Raw genomic sequence first — 26475 nt, forward strand, 5'->3', positions numbered from 1 at the left:
ACATATGAGCCTTCTGCCTGTCAATAGGCAATAACATTCTGTTTGCTGCGCAAGCAGCCAATGTTCTTCGAACAACAAAGTTATCTACTTCGTTTTGTCGTTTCGGGCATTAAGCATTGCTCAATAATGTGTGCCATCACACGCTTCGACTCCTATTCGCATAGGTGGCATATTTGCTATTTTAGTCAGTAGGTTAGAGCGATTGATTGATTTATGAAGTAAACCTTTGCCATGCTGGTCAAAAGTATGAATGCTGAAGTGGTTTTTAGCTAAATCAATCCCGCAAAAATAAGAATAATCCGACATGGTGCCTCCGGTGCCAATGTGTACCACTTAAGTGTGGCAGTTCCTCGGGAGGGGGAATCCATGTCATTCGTTATATTTTCTAGGAGAACTAGTTGGAAAACAAAGATGTAATCGAAGCAGTTAATACTTTGATTGAGGTAATACGTGTAGCTAAGGAACAGCCGGATGCGGCTGTAGTTGCTGCCCAATATACAGTTTACGGTATGCTCGGTGTTGCTTTTATCACTTTACTTGGACAGCTAATATCAACGCGGTTGTTAGTAAAATCTGAAATGCGTAAAGCAATTGCACAAGTCTCGGCGGAGCGAGAAGCCGAGTTTAATATTGCATGGACCAAATCTGTTCAAGAGCTAGTTACAGATCTTCTTATATATACAGACCCTGAAATTGCTCAACCAGAAGACTGTAAACGAAATATTGTACGATGCGCTCATAGCCTTAACCTTTTGCTAAATCAAAATAACCCAAAGCATAAAGAGTTAGATAAAGCGGCTACAACGTTAGCTCTAAATTACAATGGTTGGGCGGAGACTGATACCGTTTTTAACCTTCACGACAGAGTTATCTCTGCCGCTAGAGAAGTGATATATCAACCACAAATATAACACATATGAGCCTTCTGCCTGTCAATAGGCAATAACACCCCGTTGGCTGCGCAAGCAGCCAATGCTCTTCGAACATCAAATTTATCTACTTAGTTTTGTCATTTCAGTCATCAAGCATTGCTTACGACAAACACATATAGAAGGTCTCTTATTGTGGTCTCTCCGCTGCCAACCAGTATTGAATGGGCCAGAAATGCATTTATAGGTTAACATCATCAGACGCTATTCAAAGCAATAGGGCTTGGGTTAACTTACATCGCTGACTTTATAAAGCTATTTCGGTCTAGCGCATTGGTCTTGCTCAACAATGCGCATAGTGCTTCCAGTTACAATGAGGCCTTATCTAATGGTATGATTTCTCGTCTTTTATCAGTGATTGGTTTCGAGTTATGCATGAAAATGAAGTACAGCAACAGAAAGAAGTCGCTTTTTATACTGAAACCTTAAACGCTTGGTATACAACTAGGTTTGAAAAAGATAAACACCTTCTGACGCTATCATCTTTTGGTATCGGTTTATTAGTCACATTGCTCACGACGGTAGGGGTTAGCTCTTTAATTGTTTCGTTAATGTATACTCTAGCAGTAATTTCTTTTCTGACATGTATTGTGGCTATTTTAATGGTCTTCTCTCGTAACTCCGTACATTTGGAAGCAATAGTTGCTGGTTCAAATGAAAACGATAGGTGGCTAACAATACTGGATAAAACATCAGTTGTTTCATTCGTTTGTGGTATACTTTTTACGCTTTTATTAGGCTTGTTTTCAGGTGTAGATCATTACCAAAAGGAGAGTGTTAGCGTGTCAGATAACAAAGTAAGAATGGTGGTGCAAAATTCTAGTAATGTTGAGAAGAAAAGTATAAATGGAGCGTCGGCAATGAGACCATCAAGTTCAAGCAGCTCCTCGAGTGCAAGCTCTTCAAATCAACAGTCGGGTCAGTCTTCACAATCAAATAGCTCTAACTCGCAGTAAAATATGCATAACAAATAAGGATTAAGCGCTGCGCAGCCAGCGTTAAATCCCGAGCCTCTATATAAGTAAATTATGTGATCTGCTCTAGAAGTGTGGCTGCCTTAACGTTTTTCTTAAGGCGAGCGCAGTCATCGCAAGGCAGAGAGTTCTACCTTATCAATGAGTTAACTGTTTTATATTGCCTGTTCTATGTGCTGCTTTTCCTCATCTTCATGATGGTCATTCTCCTTATTATTAATGCCTTTCGGCTACCTCGGTCGAGTGATCCCCACGCACATCATTTCATGCTGACAGCAAGGGCAAAGCCGCGTCGCTTTGCTTGTCGTTGTGGGCTCTAGTGCTATCGGGGTACAAAACAGCCTGAGTAACAGCAATTGTATTCGGATTAACGTTTGCCTGTTTTGCCCACGTAAGAAGTAGTAGTCTCGCACTCGTTGTAACCCTTTTGGCAGCACATGCTGCAAGATGAGCATCAAGAACTTCAACGTGGGCAATGTCCGCATTTGCAATTGCTGAGTTTGGCTAATCAGCGTAGCAACCTGATTGGGTGTCATCACATCGGGCAGTGTTTGGGGGCGAGGTGGTTTGACAATATTAAGCCATTGCCACTGTTTATCGAGGGTGTAATGATAGAAGAACTGCAAGCCGTTACGGTCGAATTTAATGTTACTCCACGAGTGAGTTTGAATCAGGCTAGCGAAGCATTGCTTGAGTTGGTCGGTGGTGAGCGAGTCAGGGCTGCAATCAAAATAGGGGCTTATCCGACGAACCGCACGGGAATAGGCATCAATGGTCGCAGGTCGTTTACCGTGCAGTTTAAGGTTGGTAAGGTGTTGTTCATAAAGAGAATGGTAGCGATTGAGTTCATTGGGTGTCATGGTATTTACTCCTGTCTATCCCATCGGTTGATGGGCTATCAGAAGTATGGCGCTTATGCGTTTTACTCTGTCGCGCAGCGGCTTCGTTCAACAAGGCGCTCAAGCAAGGACGCGCTAGCTCGCGCCGCTTAGCTTGGCGTTGTGCGCCCGCACTCTTGAGGTCGTTAAGAATCAATGGAAAAATAATATGTTCAGTGAAATCAATAGAATATTGGACGAAGCAAAATCTCTAACAATCAATGATGTCTTTACTTTTATACGCAATATTGGTTTATGTTCACTAGTGATTGGCTTTGCCTATCTAATGAAACAGTCACCAGAGTTTGTTTATGGTTTGCCTTTCGTTCGAATCAGCTATATCGGCACTTTCCTTGTCTTCTTAGGCTTCCTTCTTCATATAGCGAATTTTTGTTGGTTTACGCTAGGAGTGTTACCATTTGTACAAAAGAGGGCACAGAAGCTTGGTGTTTTTTTGTGTCTAGCTTTTGGTTTGTTGTTTGGAATAGTGATGGTCGTGATATTGTTGTCTGTCTATCAGATAATGAACATACAAATTGGTCTTCTTGTTTCAGCAGTTAGTAGTTAAAGAACGCATAACACATATGAGCCTTCTGCCTGTAAATAGGCAATAACATCCTGTTGGCTGCGCGAGCAGCCAATGCTCTTCGAACACCAAAGTTATCTACTTCGCTTTGTTATTTAGGTTATTAATCTTGCCCAATAATGTGCACCACCACACGCTTCGACACCTATTCGCATAGGTGGAATATTTGCTATTGTAGTCAGTAGTTTAGAGCGAGTGACTGATTTATGAAGTAGAACTTTGCCGTGCTGGTCAACAGCATGAATGCTGAAGTGGTTTTTAGCTAAATCAATCCCGTAAAAATAAGAATGGTGCCTCCGGTGCAAATGTGTACCACTTAAGTGTGGCAGTTCCTCGGGAGGGGGAATCCATGTCATTCGTTATATTTTTAGAGGAAATGATGAATTCAGTTAAGATTCAATTAGAAAGTCTATTCAAATTCCTAAAAGAAAATAGGGATTTTAATCTTAAACTACAGGAGCAATTCTTCCTTCCTGTACTGTGCGTTGATGATGGTGTAAATACAAAAGTGATTAACCTTTTATATCATGTTGCGAATACTCAGAGTCAGCCAAAAATCGATCCTTTAGCTGAGTTTTATAAAACTATATATTGGAATGTTGAGCAAACAGAGAGTTTTGCAAGTTTTGTAGAGTTACTAACAGGAAAAGAAAGCTTGTTGTTTAGTGACCTTTACAAAGGGTTACGAGCAAAAAAAGGTTGGGGAGACAAGACTGCTGCCTTATTTACAAAAGTGGTTTACCAAGCTCACAATAAGTTGAGCGAGAATTGTCATTTTTGGGCTGATACACCTAAGTACATCTCTAAGGGAGATGAAATATGGTTGCCGGTAGATGCTGTTATCATCCATATATTTAAAGAATTAGGTATGGATAAGCCAAGCTTCTCAAAAATTAATAAATTAATTAAGCAATACTATAAGGGTAATGATCTAGAAGTTTGGGATGACCTATGGTTTTGGGGCTTCATAACTCAAAAAGGAACAGGTGATACAAGACAGACGGAATGGAATGAGAATAAGTATTGGTCATTAACTCATTCCGACAAAAAGCCTCTGATTATTAGCGATATTAGAGAAAAGTCACATGAGTTCATAAGCTTGTTAGGTAAACAAATATAACACATGTGAGCCTTCTGCCTGTCAATAGGGAATAACATCCTGTTGGCTGCGCGAGCAGCCAATGCTCCTCGAACAACAAAGTTATCTACTTCGCTTTGTCATTTCGGTCATTAAGCATTGCTTACGACAAACACATATAGAAGGTCTCTTATTGCGATCTCGCCGCTGCCAACCATTATTGGTTGGGTCAGACTAGGCGTCTCCCTAGCATCTATCGGTTAACCCCTGCAGGCACTATTCTAATAAATGGTTAAACGGTTGTTTTCCAGTTATCTTTAGGCTCAGCCGAGGTGTAAGCAACTTTGCTGTTCGTTGTTATGGGCGAGCACCAATGAAGCGGCTAATCAAAGCAAGCTGGCTTGGATTAAATCACATCGCTGGCCTTACTGAGCTATTTCGCTCTAGCGTAATGTTCTTGCCCAATAATGCGCATCACCACACGTTTCGACACCTATCCGAATAGATAGAATAATTGCTATTGTAGTCAGCAGTTTAGAGCGAGTGACTGATTTATGAAGTAAAACTTTGCCGTGCTGGTCAACAGCATGATTGCTGAAGTGGTTTTTAGCTAAATCAATCCCGCAAAAATAAGAGTAATCAGACATGGTGCCTCCGGTGCAAATGTGTACCACTTAAGTGTGGCAGTTCCTCGGGAGGGGGAATCCATGTCATTCGTTAGGCAAAATATCAGAGTCAGGAGGAATGATTAAAATGAGTATAGTAGAAAGTACGCACGGACAGTACTCAAATGGGCTTAAAGAATTGAATGAGTCGTTAGAAGAAACTTTTAGCGTAGGACTTAACCTAGCACTAGCTAATTTTATGGCTCAACATCCGGTTATTGTTAAATCTTTAGATAAAGATAAGCAACTTTCAACTGTAAAAAGACATTGCCAATCGATAATCGACAAAGCAGCTAAAGAAACTTGGAGTGAAGCTTATCGAGATCACAATATTTGGCTTATGACGTTTAGCTCTAGTTCACTTGACCTAAATGAGTTCAAACCTAACTATTACGAGACAAGTACTGAGTATTTACCCAATATTTTCCAACCTTTGGTTGAACTATCTTCATGTGAATTAGAAGAATATTTGAATGAACGCATACTAACAGGCTTTGACATCAACGAAAAATTTAAAATTTTACCCAAACATATTCTCATGTCTGCTAGAACCAAAACGGCATTGATTGAAGTAAATCGAACATTTATTAAACTTCATAAAGCTCTAAGAGAAAAAGCTCTGAATGACATTAAACTGGAGCAAAGAGAAGCGAGGGAAATGTGGGATTTAGCCTAACACATATGAGCCTTCTGCCTGTCAATAGGGAATAACATCCTGTTGGCTGTGCGAGCAGCCAATGCTCTTCGAACAACAAAGTTAACTACTTCGTTTTGTCATTTCGGTCATTAAGCATTGCTTATGACAAACACATATTGAGGCTCTCTTATTGCGGTCTCGCCGTTGCCAACCATTATTGGTTGGGTCAGACTAAGCGTCCCCCCAAATTTATGGATACCCCAATAACATCAATACATGTATTCGACACCAATGACGATGTTATCTTGGTAAGGCGTAATTAATTCAAGTAGCGCATCGTGATCGGCATCAATCTTCTTGTGCAGGACTTTACTATCAAGTGAAACGAGAATATAGACGTAAAGTAAGCGAGCATGCAGATCAATACCACAGTAATAGTTATGCTGGTTGTTATAGAATCTCATTGAGTCTTCTCCGTTTTGGTTTCGTTGCCTTCCAGCTTAGTCGAGAGGCTAAGTTGGAGGAGAAGGCTCAATGAGTATCAAGGCAATCAAGCGTGACGCTTTACACTTGGTGGTTTTGGTGTGAAGTTCGGTGTGCTTTGTTGGTTCAGTGTGGCGCACCTTATTGCGTGCGTTATGCATTTTCTTCAATTTGTCTCTCAGAGAGGTGTTTAGAGTGGCACAAGGTATAATTTCAGATAATTGGTCTCTTCAAGATATATCTAGCTTGTTTGTGGATGGTATGGAGAACGCATTTGCGGATGAAATTGCTATAACAAATGGTGAACATAGCTATAAAGCAGTTAGTTATCCATCAATTCAAACGGAAGCTTTGTTCGATTTTTTAACCGACTTAGTTTTAAGAGATGAGATCTTGGTTGAGGCTAAATTTGAACATGCATGGGTAAAAACAAGCAGCCCGATATTAGCTGCCAAAAACTTAGGTGTAGTTCGGAGTTATCCTTTTTTAGAAGAGCCTCATAAATTAGTTGAACCACGAAACCGAATAATTGAACATATGAGCTCAACGGAGTCTTTGAAGTTAGCTCACAAAGAAAATGTATTGAGCTGGCAAGAAACAAAAAGCCCCCAGCATCCACTTCTATCAGCAACAATGTGGGGTGGCGCCGGAATGTGTGCTCGAAGTTTTGTTTATGAAAAAAGTTATACTCCGCATCCTCTACGCAAGAGGTTCTTTGTTAATTCAGGTTTTATGTTACCTGCGGGTGATGCTTTACATCAACTTACCTCGTTTTTAAACGATGAACAGATGAAGGTATCAAAAAAGGTGTATGGAACAGATTCACTGTATTCATTATTTGTTAATATGCCGGCTATTCCTATTCGCGTTATTCAGGAATCTTCCTCGCCTAGTCAGCTTATTGGGGTCGCGCTCCAAATGAGACAAGATTTTGAAAAATTGAGAGAGTGGTTAAAGTTATTTCAAAATGCGTTGTCTGAAGACAATCTGAAGGAAGTTGTTAACTATCGAAAACAATTAGATTCTGTTTCAGAGTATGTTAATTCAAAAATAGGGCTAGGTTCTGCAAACAAACCAGTAACTATGGAAACGGGTGTGGGAATTTTCAAAATGGTTACACAAGCTAATCCAGTAAATACTCTTAAAAATCAATTCGGCGTCAGAGCCACGTTGAATAATTTGATTTTTGGCTCTAACGGTAAGCAAGAAATCAAGAAGTTTATTAATATGTTTGAGCAGAGAGGAACTGCTGTTGGTTACGATATAGAGCAGCACTTCACAAAAAATGCATAACAAACGCTTTAAGACGGAATTGCAACGCGTTGCATTTTTAACTTGCGTTAATTTTAGTGATTTAGATGGTATGCGGAAACATCATATTGCGTTGCTCACCACTTAAGCGGGCGTTATGTTTCAGGGTAGCTCTATGAAATATAAAGCCCTCGCGAGTGTGCTTGCGAAGGCTTAAATTGGTGCGGGTAAGAGGATTCGAACCTCAGCAGGTTATTGGGAGGGGGATCGTTCTATTCTAAAGTCGCTCTGTTTCACTTGGGTAACCCGCAACACTGCACCGCACCATGAAAACATTTCGCTCATACTCATAACTGATACTCCCATACCCGTAACTAACAATAAGTAAACAGATGCAAGGTATACCGACAAGGACAAAACACCGCGACCGAAGTCAATACTAGGGCCCTTTACTTCCAACTCTGAATGTACAGTTTACAAAAAACTAAACATTGAAAAGACCGGCGGAGATTATCAAAGTAATTGCCTATGTGCAAGAAACATAACACATATGATCCTTCTGCCTGTCAATAGGCAATAACGCTCTTCGTTCAACAAAGTTCTCTACTTCGATTTGTTATTTCGGGTACAAGCATTGCTTACGATAAACACATATAGAAGGTCTCTTATTGCGGTCTCTCCGCTGCCAACCATTATTGATTGGGCCAGAAATGCATTTATCGGTTAACCTCATCAGGCGCTATTCAAAGCAACAGGGCTTGGGCTAACTTACATCGCTGGCTTTATCGAGCTATTTCGTTCTAGCGTAATGTTCTTGCCTAAGAATGTGCACCTCTTAAGGGTGGCAGTGCCTCGGGAGGGGAATCCATGCCATTCGTTATGCTATGAGTCAAAACTGACTCAAATTCTATTTTTTGCAATAACAGACCATTTCTTATAGTTTGCTAGTCATTGTTGTACTTAGGACTAACAAATGACTAAGAAGATATACGTTATAAGACATGGTGAGACGGTGTTTCACTCAGAGCGAAAATTGCAAGGGCATTGCAATTCGCCGCTTACGAACAAAGGAGAGGCGCAAGCGCGTTCTGTTGGGGCTGAGTTAAAGAAGCATTTGTCTGGGCAGAATTATCAAGTGTATTGCAGCTCGCTTGGCCGAGCCGTACAGACTGCAAATATTATCTGTGAGGCAATTAGTTTTCCCCAATTAGATTTGTTGCAGGATGATCGCTTAAAGGAGTTTTCGCTGGGTGCTTGGGAGCAACAGACCATTTCAGATTTGGTTGAAAATAATCCTAACTTGCTCGATCAAAGAGATTGGTATCTACGAGCACCAGATTGTGAGTCCTATGAGTCTGTTCGAAACAGACTACTCTCATGGCTTTCTGAGTTGCCGGATGAGCAAGATGTTGTAGTCGTGAGCCATGGCCTTACAGGAATCGTTTTGAGAGGGATTTTACAAAATTACTCTTATCAAGATGTTTGGCTTCAAGATCTACCGCAAGATGCGTTTTTCATCGTTGAAAATGATGTTGCGAAAAGAGTGAACTGTAAGCTGATTGAGGCAGTAGCATAACATATATGAGCCTTCTGCCTGTCAATCGGCAATAACACCCTGTTGGCTGCGCGAGCAGCCAATGCTCTTCGAACTACGAAGCTTCTATTTCGCTCAGTAAAGACGCACACCATAACTGGGCGAGTTATATCTCCAACTTCAACTTGGTCTTTCCTGTGCGGGCGGAAATCTTGCTTTTGTTGTAGGCAATAGTCGCAAAGCCAAGTGGGTGGTATGCAGCATGTTGATTATTTTAAGGCGGTGCGACAAAATTGACCAACGATATAGTGGGGCTGAAGTGAGTTAGAAAGAGTTCAGTCTAATAAGTTGCTAGGGCTAAAAATGCTCACATAGGATATGGAGCCATATTAAATGGAGTTAATTTTCTCAGAATATTTCACCGAGTTGATCGCTGTAATATCAATCACGATATTGACTATAATCACGCCCGGACCGGATTTCATCATTGTTGCTAGAAACAGCCTTGCGTACTCTCGTCGCTCGGGGGTGATGACAGCAGCAGGCGTAGCGACAGCTGTTTGGATACATGTTGCCTACACACTGGCTGGCATTGGGCTAATTTTGTCACAATCAATTTTCTTATATTCGTTGATAAAATATCTAGGCGCGGCTTATCTGATCTATCTTGGAGTCTCGTGTGTTAAAGGTGCTGGAAACTCCGTTTCTGTTGAAGCTCAAAAGAGTAGTCAGTCTATTACATCTTTCCGTTCTTACCAGATGGGCTTTTTGAATAACGCATTGAACCCTAAAGCCACCGTGTTTTTTGTCAGTTTGTTCACTCAGTTGGTCAGCACTACAACTCCCCTTAGCGTTCAAATTATTTATGGCGCAATTGTATCAATTTCGTGCTTTGTGTGGTTTTCGTGTGTGGCCATGTTCCTTAATACGCAAGGAATACGACGCTTTTTCTTGAAAATTCAAAAGCATATTGAGCGAGTCATGGGTGGCGTTTTAATTGCTGTTGGGTTAAAAGTAGCGAGTTCATCGTGAAACTAGTCCTAGTAAAGCGTTAACTGTTTCCAGTAAAAATAAAGCAAGGAAGTACATGGAATATAAACTCGATATTGAACCGTCAGATAGCGATATCAATGAAGTTCGCGGTGGCTTAATTCAACATAATACGCCATTTTTACAAGGCATCCCCAAATCTCAGGTTGGCTATTATGCTATCGAAGGTGAGAGTAAAGTTGGTGGTGTCATCGCTGACATTTGGGGGAACTGGCTTCTTATCAAATTCCTCTGGGTTGATGAATCAGTAAGAGGGAAGGCCGTCGGCAGCGAACTGCTTCAGCTGTTAGAGTCTCATGCGGTATCTGAAGGTTGCAAATCAGCCTTGGTTGATACGCTAAGTTTTCAAGCGAAACCTTTCTATGAAAAGCAAGGTTATAAGTGTCAAATGGTTCTGGAAAACTACCCAATGGATTCGTCGTTATCTTTTTTGACTAAATCACTGGTGGAAGAATAAACAGCGAACAAACGAAACCACATCACTTAAACAAGATGAATCGAGCAATGGCGTTTTTGGCTAACTCTATAGGTGCACACAGGGTTTAAGAGAGAACAACAGATATTCGTAGCGCATCTCATCCTAATGATGCTCACTGTTTCCCAATAACTGAGAGTGCAGCCACTGCAAGGCGGGGTCGTTGAGACTTGCCTGATTCCACACCAAACTATATGCCACTTTGCCATACTCAAACGGCAGTGGTTTTTGCAGTAACCCTTTGGCCTGAAAGGCTCTATTTGCCCACATCTTCGAGCAAGTTAGTAAGTAGTTTGACTGATGGCACATTACGGCAGCAGAACCAAAATCCGATACAGATATCGCTACATGGCGCTCCCCATACTGTTGTTTTAAGTTCTGCTCGAAAAACGGCTCAGAGAGATCCTTGTCATGAATACCAATATGTTGGTGAGCGAGATAGGCCTCAACGCTCAATGACTGATTGACTAATGGATGGTTAGGGCTCATCAAACAGATCATTTCATCACTAAAGACCTGTTGCCAAACAAGCTCGTGGTTCTTGGTCGGAGGTTGGCTGATATCGTGCGGTAGCAGCATAAAATCGACCTGACCGCGAATAAGAGCGTCAAAGCTCATCTGCTCTTTTGCATAGACTTTAATTTGGTTTGCCTTCGGCAGTTGCATGCAAATCTCACCGATTTTAGCGGCAAACAGTTCAAAGGTGCTCTCGCGCATTGAAAGAGAGATTGAGCCGGTGAAGGCTTCAGGTTTGAAATCACCTTGATGCAGAATACCATTCATACTGGCGAGTATTTTATGGATCTGGGGGGCGATGCTGAGCGCAAATGGCGTTGGAACAAGTTGTGAACCGTCGCGGTAAAAGAGCTCATCATTGAGTTGTTCGCGTAGCTGACTAATGATTTTACTCACGCTTGATGCTGTGACACACAGAGTATTGGCGGTTTGGGTCACGCTATTGGTGCTGAGCATGACATGCAAAACGGTTAAGTGCTTGAGGCTAATACGAGAGAGAGCAAGAAAATCCATAGCGAACGAGGTTAGGAACGAACAATAGCGGGATATTAACCTTAAAGGCTGAGTTTCACTACACCTAACGCAAAAACGCCCAAATAGGGCGTTTAAGAGAGTGAAGCAAAAAATCGATCGAGTGTTTAATCGATCAGGCCATATTGCGACCCAAGAACATCAATGATTTCTTGTTTAGGGTTAGCGCTCAATACAATTGGACGACCGGTTACTTTCTCAGCAATGGCTGTATAGGTCTTGGAAACGTCCATCAGGGTCTCAAGAGGTAACTCATTATCGCGAGCCAGCGCTTCACGCTCAGGCATTCGATCTTTATTGAGTAAGATATCTGCATCAGGGAAGTGGTTGAGTAGGAACTGGCGGAAATCTTCTTTTGAGTTTTCAACAATCTTGCCTTGTTGATACGCAGTTTTATCCCAGATTCTTGACGAGTCAGGCGTACCCACTTCATCCATGTAGATAAGTTTTTCGTTTCCGGCAGCATCAGTGACATAGCCGAACTCAAACTTCGTATCGACAAACATTTGATCAACCTTGTCGAGCGCTTCGCTAATCACATTGAAGCCTTGTTTCAGCAGTTTTTCGTACTCGGCGATATCGGCAACAGATGAGAAGTTAAATGCGGCGAAGTTATCTTCGATGTTTTTACGCGTAATGTTGACATCATCGGCTTCTGGAACCCCAGGAATACCAGTCAAAATACCTTTAGTTGATGGTGTCATTAACAACTCGGGCAATACTTTGTCTTTTTCCAAGCCTTCAGGCAGTTCAATGCCACAAAACTCGCGCTCGCCCTTGCTGTAAGCACGCCACATTGAACCCGTGATGTATTTACGACAGATCGCTTCGATCTTAATTGGCGTCGCTTTTTGTACGATCCACACTAGTGGGTGAGGGATGTCGAGAATGTGACTATCCGCAAGACCGTTTTGCTTAAACAGTTCAAACCAATGATTTGAAATAGCGTTCAATGCTGCGCCTTTTCCTGGTACACCTTTTAAGCCGCCTTCGCCACGCCAAATGCAGTCGAAAGCAGAGATACGATCACTAATGACCATAATGGCCAGTGGTGCATCTGGAGCAACATCGTAGCCTTTTTCTTTGATTAGGCGTTGGCTGTCTTCTTCAGTTAGCCAATAAACAGAGCGGACTTTACCACTATGAACTGGTTTGTTGGTGCGAATAGGGAGATCGTCGTTAACGGCGAGGACTTGATCAGCGAGACTCATGAGACATTCCTATCGTTTACATGAAATGAGTGAAGCAATTTGACAAGCATCATACCAGAAAAGATTTGCGCTTCCAGATAAAAAGCAAACGTTTGCGTATTTTTTTAACGGAGTCGTTTTTATTCGTCGTCAAATAGCAGAACAACGCTCTGTTCAATGGATGCAAAGCAAAGTGGGTGGTGCTGGGACGATCAAAAAGAAAGCCCCTCACCAGAGTGAGGGGAAAGACAGTGCTGAATTTTGTTGAACTTCAATTTTATACGTACGAGCCACGCGGGTTATTAGTGGAACTGATTGGTTCTGCCTTCAACAAAAAATACTTCGCAGCCATGCGAGAGCGCCAAGTCTTTGAGGAGTGTCTGATTGACGCAATCAATTTGATTTGATGCAACAATCGCACTGGCATTGCCTGACTTGATAGCCTTAATCACAATCTCTAGTTCAGATTGCGAGTGAGACGGTTTTAGTTGAATGATTTTCTGACAACTTACATTGCAAGCTGAAAATTGAGAGTAATCTGGGCGAGGACATTCTGCGGTAAAGAAAATCCATTGTTGCTGCATAGAAAGACCAGCAAGACGATTCATAACATTATCGTCAATATTCATTGGCTGTGTAGGTTGAGCCAAAACATTGTATTTCGAGATAGTTTGAGTATGTGAATGAATCATGGTTACTGTCCTTATATACATGCTGTATGCGTATACAGTAGTTGTTTTACCAAACATGGTCAAGCTATTTGTTTGATAAATAGACGAAGTAATATCATTGATTAGTGATAATTTTGATTTAAATTATTGATAGTTAAAGATATTGTTTAGATATGGTCTTGATCTAAACAATATCTTGAGGGACGGTGGAGTGACGTGTTGGGAGAGTAAATAGTACTGTATAGCCAATTAACTCAAACAGAGCGCCGCTTGAGAAAAGTTAGATAAACCTTTGTGGATAGTCGCTGAAAATCGCATCTAGGTTAGTTAAGTGTTTAATCTGGTTTGGGTTATTGACGGTAAAACACCACACTTGATAACCCGCTTCTTGCAACAACGCGACCTGCTGTTTATTGGTTTTATTAACGTTCAAGTTGCAAGCGATGGCGTTCACTTCTTCCAGTAGCTGCCAGTCTTTTTTGCACAGCTTCTCACTCAATACAGCGATAGGGTAACCAAGTTGGGCTTGATGCACTGCTCTTAGAGTTGGGTGATCAAAGCTGGAGATTAGAATACGTTGCTTAGCGAGTTGAAAATGCTCCAGAAGGGATTTCAGCTCGGCGACAGTCTCAGCGTAGCGGTCGGTATCAATTTTAACTTCAATGTTTAAACCTATCTCTAGTGGCGCGATGAGCGAGAGTAATTGCTTTAAGGTGAGGATAGGCTGGTGGTTGAACTGAGGTGAAAACCAAGCGCCAAAGTCAAATTGCTCAAGCTCTTCTAGGGTGTACTGATCCACTCGACCAAAGCCATTGCTACAACGGTCAATAGTATGGTCGTGGCAAACAACGAGCTGTCGATCTTTAGTGGGTTGAACATCAACTTCAATCCAATCTAGTCCCATCTCTATTGCTGCCTGTACACTGACGAGCGTATTTTCTGGATACAGCCCAGCAACCCCTCGATGCCCTACGATTTTAAGCGCCATTGATATTCCTCTTTTTTGAACCGGCGTATCTCTTATTTTATCGCCAACCTTGTGTAGCAGAAACAATTTAGTCACGGCTATGAACCTATTTGTTCTCATCTCGCGAGAGTTAACGTGAGAAAAAAGGATATTCAACGCTGCCACAAACTTGTGGTTTTGTCTTACTTCCAATCTTCGATAAAACAAAGTCTTAGCGAAATCTAAGCGGTATATATCAGCAATTTCTAAAATGGTAATTTTCACCTCATTCTCGAATGTTGAGAATTGATGAAATTTACTACTAACAAAAAAAACCAGCGCTATGTTAATTTTTTTGACGACATAGGTAGAAAAATTGATGCGTTCTCGTCGGGCATTGAAAATGCGCTGACATATTTATGCAATTTCGATCCTATTTTTAATGTTGTCTTCTCTAAGTAAATATACGCAAAAGAACCAGTCTGTAAGCTTTTATCTCTTTAAGTGCTTTTCTTGCAGATGAATTCACTGTGCATATAGTATCAATGAGAAATTATAAGGAATTGTTAGATGAAAGGATTAGCGCTTGTCTCTGTATGTGCTGTGGTTTTTAGTGGATTCTCTTTTAGTGAGAATGTTAACGCAGCAGATAAATTTGTCACTATAGGTACGGGTGGACAAACCGGTGTGTATTATGTCGCTGGGCAGTCAATTTGCCGCTTCGTCAATCGTGGGGGAGAAGAGCACGGGATTAAGTGTAATGCTCCGGCAAGTGGTGGTGGTGTCGCCAACGTCAATGGTTTGCGCAGCGGCGAATACAATTTTGGCATTATGCAATCAGACCATCAATACAAAGCGATGAACGGGTTGACTCCATTCCAAAATAGTGCGCCTATGGAAGATATCCGCGCGGTATTCTCGTTGCAAAGTGAGGTATTCACAATTTTGGCTCGTAAAGACGCCAACGTAACGCATTTTGATGAGCTGCAAGGTAAGCGAGTAAACATTGGTAACCCAGGCTCTGGTCAGCGTGATACCTTTGAGCAGATTATGGCAGAGAAAGGTTGGCAACCCTCGGTATTTAGCTTGGTGTCAGACCTTAAACCCGCAGAACAAGCGTCTGCGATGAGTGATAACAACATCGATGCAATGAGCTACTTTGTCGGTCACCCAAACGGCGCTATCCAAGAAGCTTCAACCACTACTGATGCGGTGTTGGTTGCCGTTACTGGCCCAGAAATTGATCAATTGTTGGCCGACAAAGCCTACTTTACCAAAGCCGTGATTCCGGGTGGCATGTATCGTGGTAACCCAAATGACACCCCTTCAATTGGTGGTAAGGCCGTTCTTTCAACAACCGCTGAAACCGACCCTGAGTTAGTGTATCAATTGGTGAAATCGGTGTTTGATAACATTGACCGCTTTAAGCGTTTGCACCCTGCATTTAAGGATCTCAAAGAGAGTGAAATGATCAAAGTGGGTCTATCTGCGCCGTTGCACGAAGGGGCTGTGCGCTACTACAAAGAACGTGGTTGGCTGTAACTTTTACAACCAGAGCTTTCTTTTGGTGAATTAACTCAATCAGGAAGGCACGTAAATAAGCTTTCCTGATTGTTTTCTGTTCTTAGCCCACACCGCCCCGCAGAGGTGGGCTTCGCTTTTTGTTATGAGATATATTATGGATAAACCGATGTCTGCAACCGCAGCACCGACGTCGGCTGAAGAGTTGATCGCTCAGGATGTTGGCGCTCGTTTACCAAGTGGCGTGATGGCAAAAACCATCGCTTTGTTAGCGCTACTATGGTCTCTATTTCAATTATGGATTGCATCGCCACTCCCTTTCATCATCGGTTTTGGTGTCATGAACGATACCGAAACGCGAGCAATTCACTTAGGCTTTGCGCTGTTACTGGCGTTTTTAGTCTTTCCTGCGTTTAAACGATCTCCTCGTGACCGAGTACCTGCAACGGATTGGATGCTGGGGTTAGTTGCTTGTGCATGCTCGCTTTACTTGTTTGTTCTGTACCAAGAACTGGCAACCCGCCCGGGCATTTTAACCAAGGGTGACTTTGCGACAGCGCTGATTGGCTTGCCGTTGTTGCTAGAAGCGGCTCGGCGTGTATTAGGTCCCGCGTTGCCACTGATCGCACTGGTGTTTATTGGTTACAGCTTAGCTGGACCTTGGATGCCAGGATTACTGTCCCATCGCGGGGTGCAATTAGAGGCGCTTGCCAATCATCAGTGGATCACAACCGAAGGTGTGTTTGGGATTGCACTGGGTGTCTCCACAAGTTTTGTTTTCTTGTTTGTCTTATTTGGTGCTTTGCTCGAAAGAGCGGGAGCAGGGCATTATTTCATCCAGCTGGCATTTAGTATGTTGGGTCACTTAAGAGGTGGCCCTGCGAAAGCTGCCGTTGTCGCATCGGGTTTAACGGGTTTAATTTCGGGCTCATCAATTGCCAACGTGGTGACCACGGGTACGTTTACGATTCCGATGATGCGTAAAGTAGGGTTTAGCTCAGAAAAAGCAGGGGCGGTCGAAGTTGCGTCTTCGGTTAATGGGCAGATCATGCCTCCAGTGATGGGCGCAGCTGCATTTTTAATGGTGGAGTATGTCGGTATTCCTTACGTAGAAATCATTAAACACGCATTCTTACCTGCCGCCATTTCTTACATCGCTCTTTTGTATATCGTGCATTTGGAAGCCCTTAAGCTTGGTATGCAACCGCTCGATACTGCCAAATCAAAACCTTGGCTTATGCGTTTAACAGGTTTTGCGTTTGGTGTGCTGTTGGTTTCTGCCATTTCGTTAGTGGTTTATTACGGGTTAGGTTGGCTTAAGCCTTTGCTTGGTGATTATACCTTACAAGGTGTGGCCGTTTTGCTTGCTCTTGTCTATCTCGGGTTACTGAAAATTGCCGCAATCAATGAGCCACTGCCGGAGGAAGATCCGAACAAGCCGCTCGATCAATTGCCAAATACCCGCCAAGTGCTGCTCTCTGGCTTACATTATCTACTGCCTGTCGTTGTGCTGGTTTGGTGCTTAATGGTCGAACGTTTATCGCCAGGGCTATCGGCATTTTGGGGCTCCGTGATCTTAGTTGTGATTGTGCTAACTCAACGTCCTTTACTTAATTGGATGCGCCGAGATGGTAAACATAACTATGGGTCTGCAATGGATGGCGTGGTTGATTTGCGTGAAGGCTTAGTTGCTGGTGCTCGCAATATGATTGGGATCGGCATTGCTACAGCAACCGCTGGCATTATTGTTGGTGCGGTATCTCAAACTGGGGTTGGGCTTGTTTTGGCTGACTTAGTTGAGATCTTATCGATGGGCAATTTAGTGCTCATGCTGCTGCTTACTGCCTTACTGAGTTTAATTTTAGGCATGGGGTTGCCAACCACAGCGAACTACATTGTGGTTTCGAGTTTGCTCGCGCCAGTGATTGTGACTTTGGGGGAACAACACGGACTTATCGTACCGTTGATTGCGGTACATTTGTTTGTGTTTTACTTCGGTATTATGGCTGATGTGACGCCTCCGGTGGGCTTGGCATCGTTTGCCGCGGCGGCGGTATCGAAAGGCGATCCGATTAAAACGGGTTTGACCGCGTTTTATTACAGCTTGCGCACCGCGGCGCTACCGTTTCTATTTATCTTCAATACTGACCTGTTGCTGATTGATGTCGATTGGGCACATGGAATTGCGATATTTGTTGTTTCAACCATTGCGATGCTGATATTTGCTGCCGCTACTCAAGGTTGGTTCCTGACTAGAAATAGATGGTACGAAGGGGTATTGCTACTGCTGGTTGCGTTTACACTCTTTAGACCTGCGTATTGGGTTGACCAATTTATCGAGCCTTATCAGTCAAGCCAGCCTGCTCAGCTAGCCCAAACGCTGGCCAATCTAGAACAAGGCAGTGTTCTACGCATGAGAATCAGTGGTGAAGATAGCGTCGGTAAAGTGCGCGATTTTTCGGTGTTGTTTGAAGTGCCGCAAGGGGAAACAGGGCAAGATAGGTTGGATGCTCTGGGGATTGCGACGTATCAGCAGGGAGAAAGTACACTAATTGACGTGGTTGGTTTTGCCAGTCCAGCAGAAGCGGCAGGGTTACAGTTTGATCAGCAAATTGTGGATGTCAGAGTGCCAGTGGAACGATTTGCCAAAGAATGGATGTGGCTACCCGCAATGCTGTTATTTGGTTTAGTGGTTTTGCTACAACGTAGACGCTTAGTGAACGAGTAAACCAGATAGAAGTTAAATCTATTAGCCCGGCAAATGTCGGGCTTTGTTTTTCTATGTTGTATCAATACGAGTAGGGGAATAAATCGCAACGTGAGACTATTTCTCTTATCTTGCTTGTACTGATAATAATTGCGATTTAGAATCAGCCTCCTTCGTTGTTTGCTACCAATTAAAATGTCTAAAATCCTAGTTGTTGATGATGATGTAGAACTTTGTGAACTGATCTCAGAAGTTCTTACTATAGAGGGTTACCACGTAACGTGCGTCCATTGTGGAGAGAGCGCGCTGCAGTATATCGAGAAGAATCCAGTCGATTTAGTGCTGTTAGACGTGATGTTACCGCAGTTAAGTGGATTGCAGGTTGCTCGACGTATATGCCAGCGTTTTGCCACGCCGATATTAATGCTTACTGCGCTGAATGACGAAGCATCAATGCTCGACGGCTACCAAGCTGGCGCTGACCAATATGTAGCAAAACCATTTCGAGTGCCGGAACTCCTAACTCGAATCAAAGCGATCTTTCGCCGCGTTGGACTAGAAAAGCAGCGTCAAAATAACCATTTGACGGAAGGCAGCTTCGGCGAGGCGATTTCGGGCTTACCATTCACAGGCACAGAAGCCGATTTACTTAATTACTTGGTACGTAATGAAGGTATTGTGATTTCGAAAGCAGAGCTACAAATTGAAGTATTGAAAAAAGAACTCAGCCCATTTGATCGCAATCTAGACATGCATATCAGCAATTTGCGCCGCAAGCTAGTTGAAGCAGGGATGTCCAAGCAGCATATCAAAACCGTACGTGGGAAAGGTTATAGCTTCGTATCTAGCGTAAGAGATTGTTAAAATGCCATCGCTTGCTCCCCAGTTTGTCAAGCGCCATAAGCGCAATCTTGCCTTTGAGCTATTTAGTTATATGTCCGGTGTTGTATTGTGCATCTTGCTGCTGCAGACCGCGACTGAGCAAGCGTTAATTCGCACTATGCTCGTGCTACCCGATACCGTAAAAGAAAAGATGCGCGATCTCGCCACCCAAGCCAACGTCTTAATAGAAGATGGTGATATGGATGAGCTGGCGGATTGGGAAAGCGCGCAACCATACTATCTATTCGTGCTTGGCAAAAACAATCAGCCCATTACCCACCGCGACATGCACCCTCACTTTGAATTCAAATTAAAGTTCCTGCGTGAGTTGGGTGGCAATATGGGAGAGAGGGTCAACAAACCACTGATTGGCATCCCCTTAGGCAACAAAAACACCTTAGTAATTCAGCTTCCGTCTGAGTTGCATCCGGCACACCGTTTTCTTAATTACCTGAACGCGAGCAAGGTTGTGATTGCTCTGGCTATCGTGATTCTCTTCTCGCTGATCTTGGCGCGTAAACTTCAACAGCCGTTAAATCGCCTGCGAGAAGCCAGTCATCGCTTAGCGCAAGGAGACTTTAAAGTTAACGTTGTCAATGAGTTACAATCTCCCGCATCTGAATTTAACCAGTTGGCACAAGATTTCGACCAGATGAGTCGACAAATTCACTCATTGGCGGAAAAGCAGAAACGTCTTCTTCGAGATGTTTCCCACGAGCTGCGCACGCCTCTGGCGCGACAAAACCTAGCACTGCACCTTCTCAAGCACAAAGTTTCGGACAGTGAGCTTGAGTTAGTTAAGCGAGTCGAACGGGAAGTTGAGGAGATGGACAACTTAGTGGCGGAAATTCTCACATTTAGCCGATTAGAAAACGCTCGATATGAGTTAAGTCTTAAACCCGTTAGTCTAGAAACATATGCAGACTCGCAAGTTAAACAGAGTAAGTTGGATTTGCGCGACAACCAGACGGTTAAGTTTTGGCCGGCAAGCGAGCCAACCCAAGTGCTTGCTGATGAAAGATTGGTTGTACGGTGTGTGCGAAATTTACTGACTAACTCGCTCAAGTACGCAGGTGACAATGCGATTGTCGACGTGTTTTTCTATCGAACAAAAGTTAACAGCAAAGACTACATCGCTTTAGCGGTGCAGGATAATGGCCCCGGCATCGCGGAGGGGCAATTGAAAACTGTTTTCCAACCTTTCACACGTATAGAAGCCTCTCGTGATAAGAAGCTTGGCGGTTATGGTTTAGGGTTAGCGATTGTAAAGGAGTCTATGCAGTTAATGGGGGGCGAAGTATCGGCGCGTAACCGCAAAGACGGCGGCTTACACATTGAGTTGCTGTTTCCTATCGAACTATAGAGCTTTGACACAAAGCTGTTCGAGCTAGCTCTGTCAGTGCTTGAACCACTCGAGTTCAAATCCAAATTACACATTTTGCAATCTGCTTTCTTTGTTCCACATTCTTTACGAATGCAAAGAATGTAAATTCAATGCTAATGATATTAATTATCACTTATATTCCGTTTCGAAATTTAAAGCGGCCACAGTGGGGCTGCACTAAAAAATAGATTCGGAGAATAAGATGTTTACTAAGAGTCAGCTAGCGCTCGTCATTGGCGCGATTTTAGCGACTCCTGCAATGGCAGAGAGTGTAGAAACGGACGAGCACATGGTTGTGGAAGGTCGAGAGTATGGCTACAAAGCGGATAGCAACTCGACAGCAATGCGTATGGAAGCAACCCAATTAGAAACTCCAGGGCAAGTCGCAGTAATTAGTGAACAGCTTATTGATGAACAACGTGCAAGCACGCTAGGCGAAGTGTTACAAAACGACGCAAGTGTGAGTGCTGGTGGCACCGGACGTAACCGTGAGCGTTTTTCTTTACGTGGTTTTGAAGTGGGCAGTTCATCGGGCTTCTTACGTGATGGTCACCAACATTGGTCACACTACCGTCAGCCAGTTGAACTATTGGAGCGGGTCGAAGTAGTCAAAGGTCCTTCAGGTTTGCTGTACGGAAGTTCTGCGCCGGGTGGTCTTATCAACATGGTAAGCAAGTCTCCAACTGCGGATACACAAGTTAACATCAGCCAAGACATTGGCTCAAATGATCATTCTCGTACTGTCGTTGACGTAAGTGGCGCTTTAAATGAAGATGAAACACTCCGTGCACGTACAATCCTTTCTAAAGAAAGCTACAGCTCTTGGCGTCACTATGGTGATGGCTCATCACCACAAACAGAACGTTTTGTTGGTGGTTTGTTTGTTGATTACGATCTCAATGACGACATCACTCTTTCGGTTCACTACGACAAAACCAGTGATGAAGGTAGCGTTGACTCTGGTGCGCTATACACACTAGATGGACAAGTTGTGGGTGGCAAACACCATATTTGGGACGCGCAATGGTCAGAAATTGATAACCAAGTAGAGAATATTGGTTTTGATATTGATGCGAGACTAAACGATGTATGGTCATTAAAAACGGGTTATAACTATCAAGACTTTGAACGAGTGGATATTGAAAGTTACCCAGGTTTCAAAAACTTAAATCCGGATGGAACGGGAACCGTTACTCATGGGGGTAACAACCGTTACGACAAATGGCGTTTTAGAACGGCCTATGTTGATTTGGTCGCCGATACTGAATTGATGGGAATGAATCACCAGTTTCTTATGGGTGGTAACTGGTTAGGTTATAGCTACCACCGTAATCAAAAAGGTTTTAAATCTCAAGAAGTCCCAATGGGCAGCTCGGTACCACAGCCAGAGTTGAGCGGAAGTGATCGTATTAGTGATAGTGCCTACAATACTTGGGGCTTCTACATTCAAGATATGGTGACGATTAACGATCAATGGCAGGCACTAGCTGGCGTGCGCTTTGACCGTAAAGTCGAAGAAGGTGTGGCAGAAGAGAGTGTTTCACCAAAGTTTGGCCTAATCTATCATCCGGCAGACAACGGTAGCATTTACTTCTCGTACTCAGAGAGTTTTGAACCGCAGGGTAAAGTGTTATCTGATTCAAAAACAACTTACGTGAATGATGGTGAGATCCTGGATGCAGCAAAAGGTATCTCATACGAAGTCGGTACAAAATGGGAACTTCTTGATCAGCGTCTATTTGTATCTGGTGCGGTATTTGACATTACTAAGCAAGATATCAAATTGGATGTGGATCTAGGTACAGATCCAGCGAATAGCAATAAAAAGCTAGTTAACCGTACGCAAACGGGCGAGCAAGTTCACCGTGGTGCAGAGCTTGGCGTACAAGGATATCTAACAGAGCGCTTCTCAGTGTCTGGTTCTGCTATGTATCTAGATGCCGAGATCAAAAATCATGCAACGTATGCAGGCAACCGTCCAGTTGACGTGCCAGAGTTTGCAGCGAGTGTATGGTCGACTTATGCTGCGACCAACGAGCTAGATTTAAACCTTGGTGTGATTTATGAAGGTTCGCGTTTTGGTGATGCACAAAACACCTTTAAGAAAGATGGTTATACTCGCGTAGATGTCGGTGTTGCTTACACCCACAAATACGATGAGAACTTGGATCTTGTTGCGCGCTTCTCTGTTGAGAACCTATTTGATACCGAGTACCTTGGCGGTGGAGGTGCTACCTCATCTAGCCACCAATACGCTGAAGACGTTGTGATTGGCGAAGGTCGCAATTACATGGCAACATTGCAAATTAAATACTAACTATTTGCACGACAGGGGAGAAGGGATACCTTCTCCCTTTAGTCGTTTGCATTTAGTGTAAAAAACGTTAATATGCAACTCTAATTGTTAATGATAATTTTTATCATATGGGCGTGTAAAACTATTTGGGCCACAGTCCACACCATGGTGGCTGTTCTTCAAACAAACTACGATTATGAACCTACTAAAAACCAGTTTAGCCATTGTTATTACCGCGGTCATTAGCCCGGTATCTGCCTCGAATCTTGACAGCGCTCAAGCCATTCAAAATAAAACTAATGCCGCATCGGCTGCTAGCCAGCAACGCATCAACAAAAGTAATGATGCTGCACTTTCTCTCCAAGCGGAAATTGAACAACTGCAAGAGGAAGTGAAAAACCTCGAAGTATATCAAGCACACCTTACGGCTTTAGTTGCCAACCAAGGTGAGGAGATGACAAGCGTTGATGGTCAAATTAAGCAAATTAAGGTGACCCGACAAGGTGTTGTGCCGCTGATGTATCAAATGGTGGCAGGACTGAAAAGTATCGTAGCGCAGGACGCACCTATCAAGCTTGAACAACGTCAAGAGCGCATTGCAAAGCTTGAGTCATTGATGACTCGAGCAGATGTCAGTGATGCAGAGAAATACCGTCGCATTTTAGAAGCGTATCAAATTGAAATGGACTACGGTACCAAGCTAGGCCTTTACCAAGGGCAAATCCAAGTGGCTGGCGAAGCTCGTGAAGCCGATATTCTTCACCTTGGACGCGTGGCACTGGTCGCACGTAGCCTAAATGGCACTAAATTTTGGTCTTGGGACAAGCAAGACAACGCGTGGGTAGAAGTAGACAGCGCCATGAAGTCTGAGTTAGATAAAGCATACGGTGTGGCAGCGAAACAGACAGCACCAAGTTTGATCACCTTGCCGGTGTCTCTCATCGCGGAGGTGAAATAATATGAAATTGAAACTAATCGCGTCGATTCTAGCCGCAAGTACACTTTCTTTTTCTACTCTTGCCAGCACAGATTTCGTGGGTGAGGCGCGTCAAGAGAACCAGCAGCAAGCACAGCACAACCAAGTTCGCGAGTCCGGCTTTAAAGCCAGCGAAAATGAACTCAAAGCAATAAAAGCGCAACTGCTGGCAAAACGCGATCGCTTACAAGCAGACAACGACAAACTGGCAGAGACGTTCAGTCAAAATGAAGACACGCTGGCTCGTTTAGAAGAGCAGCTTCGTTTGGAAACCGGCAGTCTTGGTGAAGTATTTGGCGTTGTGCGTCAAAATGCGAAAGAGCTTCAAAATGAGCTAGATAATTCCGTAACGGGTGCCGATGCCCAGTCATTTAATGCTGAAATGGAAGCCATTATCGCTGCGACAACTTTGCCCTCAATGCCTCAGTTAACAGCATTGTGGCAGGCAATGGTCGAGCAAATCGAGGCTAGCGATAAGATTGCGACTACGTCTGTTGCGTTTATTGATGGCGAAGGTAAAAAAACGCAAGTAGAAGCGTTACGTCTAGGTGCGATTGGTTTAGTTGGAGAGCAAGGCTATCTTGCGTGGAATGGTGCTCGTCAAGAAGCAGCAGCCTATAAGAGCCAGCCTGAAAATGGTCCAACGATGAGCGCTTTAGCTGCGGTTAAACAAGGTGAAGTGGCGAATGTGATTCTCGACCCATCGCGTGGTGTGATGTTGGAGCAACTGGCGCTAGCACCGAGCCTGTCAGACCGACTACAAGCGGGTGGCGTTGTTGGTAAGATCATTCTTGGTCTGCTTGCTGTGGGTCTTATTATTGCTTTAGTTCGTGGCGTGAGCCTTCTCGTTGCACGCCAAAAAATCGTTGCTCAGTTGAAAAATCCAACCCAACCGGGTGACAACCCGCTAGGGCGCATATTAGGCGTTTATGACAAAGAGCAAAACCGCAGTGTTGAAGCGTTGGAACTGCGTCTTCTTGAAGCGGTGGTTGATGAGCAAGCAAGCCTTGAACGTGGTTTATCTATGTTGAAACTGTTGGCAGCGCTTGCGCCGATGCTGGGTCTATTGGGTACGGTGACAGGGATGATTGAAACGTTCCAAGTGATCACTCAGTTTGGTAACGGTGATCCGAAAGTGATGGCGGGCGGTATTTCAATGGCCCTAGTGACCACGGTTCTTGGTCTGATTTCAGCGATGCCACTTCTGCTGGCGCACAATATTCTTAGCTCACAAGCAGAAAATATTCGCAATATTTTAGAAAAACAAGGCATCGGTTTGGTTGCAGAGCAGGCAGAACGTGCATGTTTGGTTAAGCAAGATGCCCCTAGCATGGTGGAGAGTGCAGCCTAATGTCTTCACTGTTCTCCATTTCATGGTTACCAAGCAGCCTTCAGTCGAGTGACTGGCTGCTATCACTGCAAAGCTTTATGGAGCAGGGCGGTCAGGTACTTTGGTGGTTAGGTGCAGTGGTATTGCTTAGTTGGGTTTTGGTGGTAGAGCGCGTCATGTTTCTTTACTTTCAATACCCACAAATGCGCAAAGAGTGGCTCAATCAATGGCATGCCCGCAAAGAGCAACACTCTTGGTATGCATTGTCGATTCGCGAAAGCTGGATCGCTCAAGCTCATATGGCACTAAACCAAAACCTAAATATGATTAAAGTCTTGGTGGCTATCTGCCCAATGTTAGGCTTGCTAGGTACGGTCACTGGCATGATCTCTGTTTTTGATGTCATGGCCAACCAAGGCAGCAGTAATCCAAAGTTAATGGCATCAGGTATTTCCCTTGCTACGTTACCGACAATGGCGGGAATGGTAGCCGCTTTAGCGGGTATGTTTGTGCATGCTCGTTTAGCTAAAGCATGCCAACTTCGAGAAATTAAACTAGAAAAATCTTTAAGGAGTCAGCGATGAGACTCGGTAGACGCCAACATAAACAAGAAGAGGCGCAAATCGACCTTACTTCGATGCTTGATATTGTATTTATCATGCTGATCTTCTTTATCGTAACTAGCTCATTTGTGCGCGAATCGGGCGTGGAGGTGAATCGTCCACAAGCCTCTAACGTGATTAGCCAGAAAGACGCGGGTATTTTTGTCGCGATTACCTCTGCGAACGATATCTATATTGATAAACGTGTAGTGGATGTAGAACGTGTGCAAGCAACGCTTGAGCACCTACTGCTCGATAAACCAGATGCGTCGTTAGTGATTCAAGCGGACGAACACGCCTATAGTGGCACCGTGGTTAAAGTGATGGATGCCGCCAAAGGGGCTGGAGTGAAAAACATAGCTCTGGCTGCGGAGAAGAAGTAG

The 26475-nt window shown here is 43.7% G+C and carries 22 protein-coding genes and 6 pseudogenes; 18 read left to right on the forward strand and 10 right to left on the reverse strand.

Translation table 11 applies throughout. The features are described from left to right. Positions 1-123: 123 nt before the first annotated feature. Positions 124-306: pseudogene (locus GZK95_RS06580) on the reverse strand (IS110 family transposase); the annotation flags it as partial. 92 nt (positions 307-398) lie between these two features. Here GZK95_RS06580 and GZK95_RS06585 point away from each other — a divergent pair. Next, positions 399-911, forward strand: coding sequence for a hypothetical protein (locus GZK95_RS06585; RefSeq protein WP_029853430.1), 513 nt, complete (start codon positions 399-401; stop codon positions 909-911). Between the two features lie 389 nt (positions 912-1300). After that, positions 1301-1885, forward strand: coding sequence for a hypothetical protein (locus tag GZK95_RS06590; RefSeq protein WP_075713754.1), 585 nt, complete (start codon positions 1301-1303; stop codon positions 1883-1885). Positions 1886-2133: 248 nt separating this feature from the next. Here the strand turns inward: GZK95_RS06590 and GZK95_RS22545 are convergent. Both GZK95_RS22545 and GZK95_RS22550 read right to left on the reverse strand, forming a co-directional pair. Continuing rightward, positions 2134-2409 (reverse strand): annotated as a pseudogene (locus GZK95_RS22545) (transposase); the annotation flags it as partial. Further along, positions 2395-2763: pseudogene (locus GZK95_RS22550) on the reverse strand (site-specific integrase); the annotation flags it as partial. The pseudogenes GZK95_RS22550 and GZK95_RS22545, both read right to left, overlap by 15 nt. 187 nt (positions 2764-2950) lie before the next feature. On the opposite strand from GZK95_RS22550, the gene GZK95_RS06600 reads away from it, so the two are divergent. Continuing rightward, positions 2951-3349 carry a hypothetical protein gene (locus GZK95_RS06600; protein WP_075713752.1) on the forward strand — a complete coding sequence of 133 codons (399 nt, stop codon included), beginning with the start codon at positions 2951-2953 and terminating at the stop codon, positions 3347-3349. A 119-nt stretch (positions 3350-3468) separates the two neighbouring features. Here GZK95_RS06600 and GZK95_RS06605 read toward each other — a convergent pair. Beyond that, positions 3469-3672: pseudogene (locus GZK95_RS06605) on the reverse strand (IS110 family transposase); the annotation flags it as partial. A gap of 44 nt (positions 3673-3716) precedes the next feature. On the opposite strand from GZK95_RS06605, the gene GZK95_RS06610 reads away from it, so the two are divergent. Continuing rightward, complete coding sequence (locus GZK95_RS06610) at positions 3717-4487, forward strand: hypothetical protein (protein WP_151148855.1); 771 nt, start codon at positions 3717-3719, stop codon at positions 4485-4487. Positions 4488-4894: 407 nt separating this feature from the next. On the opposite strand, the pseudogene GZK95_RS06615 reads toward GZK95_RS06610, so the two are convergent. Further along, a pseudogene (locus GZK95_RS06615) lies at positions 4895-5092 on the reverse strand (IS110 family transposase); the annotation flags it as partial. A 106-nt stretch (positions 5093-5198) separates the two neighbouring features. Here GZK95_RS06615 and GZK95_RS06620 point away from each other — a divergent pair. Beyond that, positions 5199-5786 (forward strand): hypothetical protein, encoded by a 588-nt coding sequence (locus tag GZK95_RS06620; protein ID WP_075714297.1) that lies wholly within the window; start codon positions 5199-5201, stop codon positions 5784-5786. 233 nt (positions 5787-6019) lie between these two features. On the opposite strand, the pseudogene GZK95_RS06625 reads toward GZK95_RS06620, so the two are convergent. Further along, a pseudogene (locus GZK95_RS06625) lies at positions 6020-6211 on the reverse strand (IS110 family transposase); the annotation flags it as partial. A gap of 214 nt (positions 6212-6425) precedes the next feature. Here GZK95_RS06625 and GZK95_RS06630 point away from each other — a divergent pair. The 4 genes from GZK95_RS06630 to GZK95_RS06650 all read left to right on the forward strand — a co-directional run bounded on the left by GZK95_RS06630 (position 6426) and on the right by GZK95_RS06650 (position 10522). Beyond that, the gene (locus GZK95_RS06630) at positions 6426-7523 is read left to right on the forward strand and encodes a hypothetical protein (protein WP_075714295.1); all 1098 of its coding nucleotides are present in this window, start codon (positions 6426-6428) and stop codon (positions 7521-7523) included. Between the two features lie 931 nt (positions 7524-8454). Then, a complete protein-coding gene (locus GZK95_RS06640) occupies positions 8455-9057 on the forward strand; it encodes a histidine phosphatase family protein (protein ID WP_075714291.1) in 603 nt (200 codons plus the stop codon). 351 nt (positions 9058-9408) lie between these two features. After that, positions 9409-10047, forward strand: a complete 639-nt coding sequence (locus GZK95_RS06645; protein ID WP_075714289.1) for a LysE family translocator — start codon at positions 9409-9411, stop codon at positions 10045-10047. A gap of 55 nt (positions 10048-10102) precedes the next feature. After that, positions 10103-10522, forward strand: a complete 420-nt coding sequence (locus GZK95_RS06650; RefSeq protein ID WP_075709449.1) for a GNAT family N-acetyltransferase — start codon at positions 10103-10105, stop codon at positions 10520-10522. A 123-nt stretch (positions 10523-10645) separates the two neighbouring features. Here the strand turns inward: GZK95_RS06650 and GZK95_RS06655 are convergent, their stop codons facing one another. From GZK95_RS06655 to GZK95_RS06670, 4 genes are all read right to left on the reverse strand, one after another. Beyond that, positions 10646-11569: a LysR family transcriptional regulator gene (locus GZK95_RS06655; protein WP_075714287.1), complete on the reverse strand. Its 924-nt coding sequence runs from the start codon at positions 11567-11569 to the stop codon at positions 10646-10648. Between the two features lie 125 nt (positions 11570-11694). Then, positions 11695-12798, reverse strand: a complete 1104-nt coding sequence (locus tag GZK95_RS06660) for a phosphoribosylaminoimidazolesuccinocarboxamide synthase (protein WP_075714285.1) — start codon at positions 12796-12798, stop codon at positions 11695-11697. A gap of 281 nt (positions 12799-13079) precedes the next feature. Continuing rightward, positions 13080-13469 (reverse strand): hypothetical protein, encoded by a 390-nt coding sequence (locus GZK95_RS06665; protein WP_075714283.1) that lies wholly within the window; start codon positions 13467-13469, stop codon positions 13080-13082. A 259-nt stretch (positions 13470-13728) separates the two neighbouring features. Then, positions 13729-14436, reverse strand: coding sequence for a glycerophosphodiester phosphodiesterase family protein (locus GZK95_RS06670; RefSeq protein WP_075714281.1), 708 nt, complete (start codon positions 14434-14436; stop codon positions 13729-13731). A 528-nt stretch (positions 14437-14964) separates the two neighbouring features. Between GZK95_RS06670 and GZK95_RS06675 the strand changes: the two genes are divergently transcribed. The 9 genes from GZK95_RS06675 (at position 14965) to GZK95_RS06715 (ending at position 26475) form a co-directional block, all read left to right on the forward strand. After that, complete coding sequence (locus tag GZK95_RS06675; protein ID WP_075709454.1) at positions 14965-15936, forward strand: TAXI family TRAP transporter solute-binding subunit; 972 nt, start codon at positions 14965-14967, stop codon at positions 15934-15936. A gap of 136 nt (positions 15937-16072) precedes the next feature. After that, positions 16073-18643: a TRAP transporter permease gene (locus GZK95_RS06680; RefSeq protein ID WP_075714279.1), complete on the forward strand. Its 2571-nt coding sequence runs from the start codon at positions 16073-16075 to the stop codon at positions 18641-18643. Between the two features lie 174 nt (positions 18644-18817). Continuing rightward, positions 18818-19486: a response regulator transcription factor gene (locus GZK95_RS06685; protein ID WP_075709456.1), complete on the forward strand. Its 669-nt coding sequence runs from the start codon at positions 18818-18820 to the stop codon at positions 19484-19486. A 1-nt stretch (position 19487) separates the two neighbouring features. Further along, positions 19488-20867 (forward strand): sensor histidine kinase, encoded by a 1380-nt coding sequence (locus GZK95_RS06690; RefSeq protein ID WP_075714277.1) that lies wholly within the window; start codon positions 19488-19490, stop codon positions 20865-20867. A 223-nt stretch (positions 20868-21090) separates the two neighbouring features. Continuing rightward, entirely contained in the window at positions 21091-23205 is a 2115-nt protein-coding gene (locus GZK95_RS06695) for a TonB-dependent siderophore receptor (RefSeq protein WP_075714275.1), read from the forward strand. Positions 23206-23380: 175 nt separating this feature from the next. Further along, positions 23381-24142 carry a DUF3450 domain-containing protein gene (locus GZK95_RS06700; protein WP_075709459.1) on the forward strand — a complete coding sequence of 254 codons (762 nt, stop codon included), beginning with the start codon at positions 23381-23383 and terminating at the stop codon, positions 24140-24142. A gap of 1 nt (position 24143) precedes the next feature. Next, positions 24144-25511, forward strand: a complete 1368-nt coding sequence (locus tag GZK95_RS06705) for a MotA/TolQ/ExbB proton channel family protein (protein WP_075714273.1) — start codon at positions 24144-24146, stop codon at positions 25509-25511. After that, positions 25511-26074 (forward strand): MotA/TolQ/ExbB proton channel family protein, encoded by a 564-nt coding sequence (locus GZK95_RS06710; RefSeq protein ID WP_075709461.1) that lies wholly within the window; start codon positions 25511-25513, stop codon positions 26072-26074. Before GZK95_RS06705 ends, GZK95_RS06710 begins: the two co-directional genes overlap by 1 nt. Further along, positions 26071-26475, forward strand: a complete 405-nt coding sequence (locus tag GZK95_RS06715; protein WP_075709462.1) for an ExbD/TolR family protein — start codon at positions 26071-26073, stop codon at positions 26473-26475. Before GZK95_RS06710 ends, GZK95_RS06715 begins: the two co-directional genes overlap by 4 nt.

The organism is Vibrio panuliri, from assembly GCF_009938205.1.
GTDB classification, from domain to species: Bacteria; Pseudomonadota; Gammaproteobacteria; order Enterobacterales; family Vibrionaceae; genus Vibrio; species Vibrio panuliri.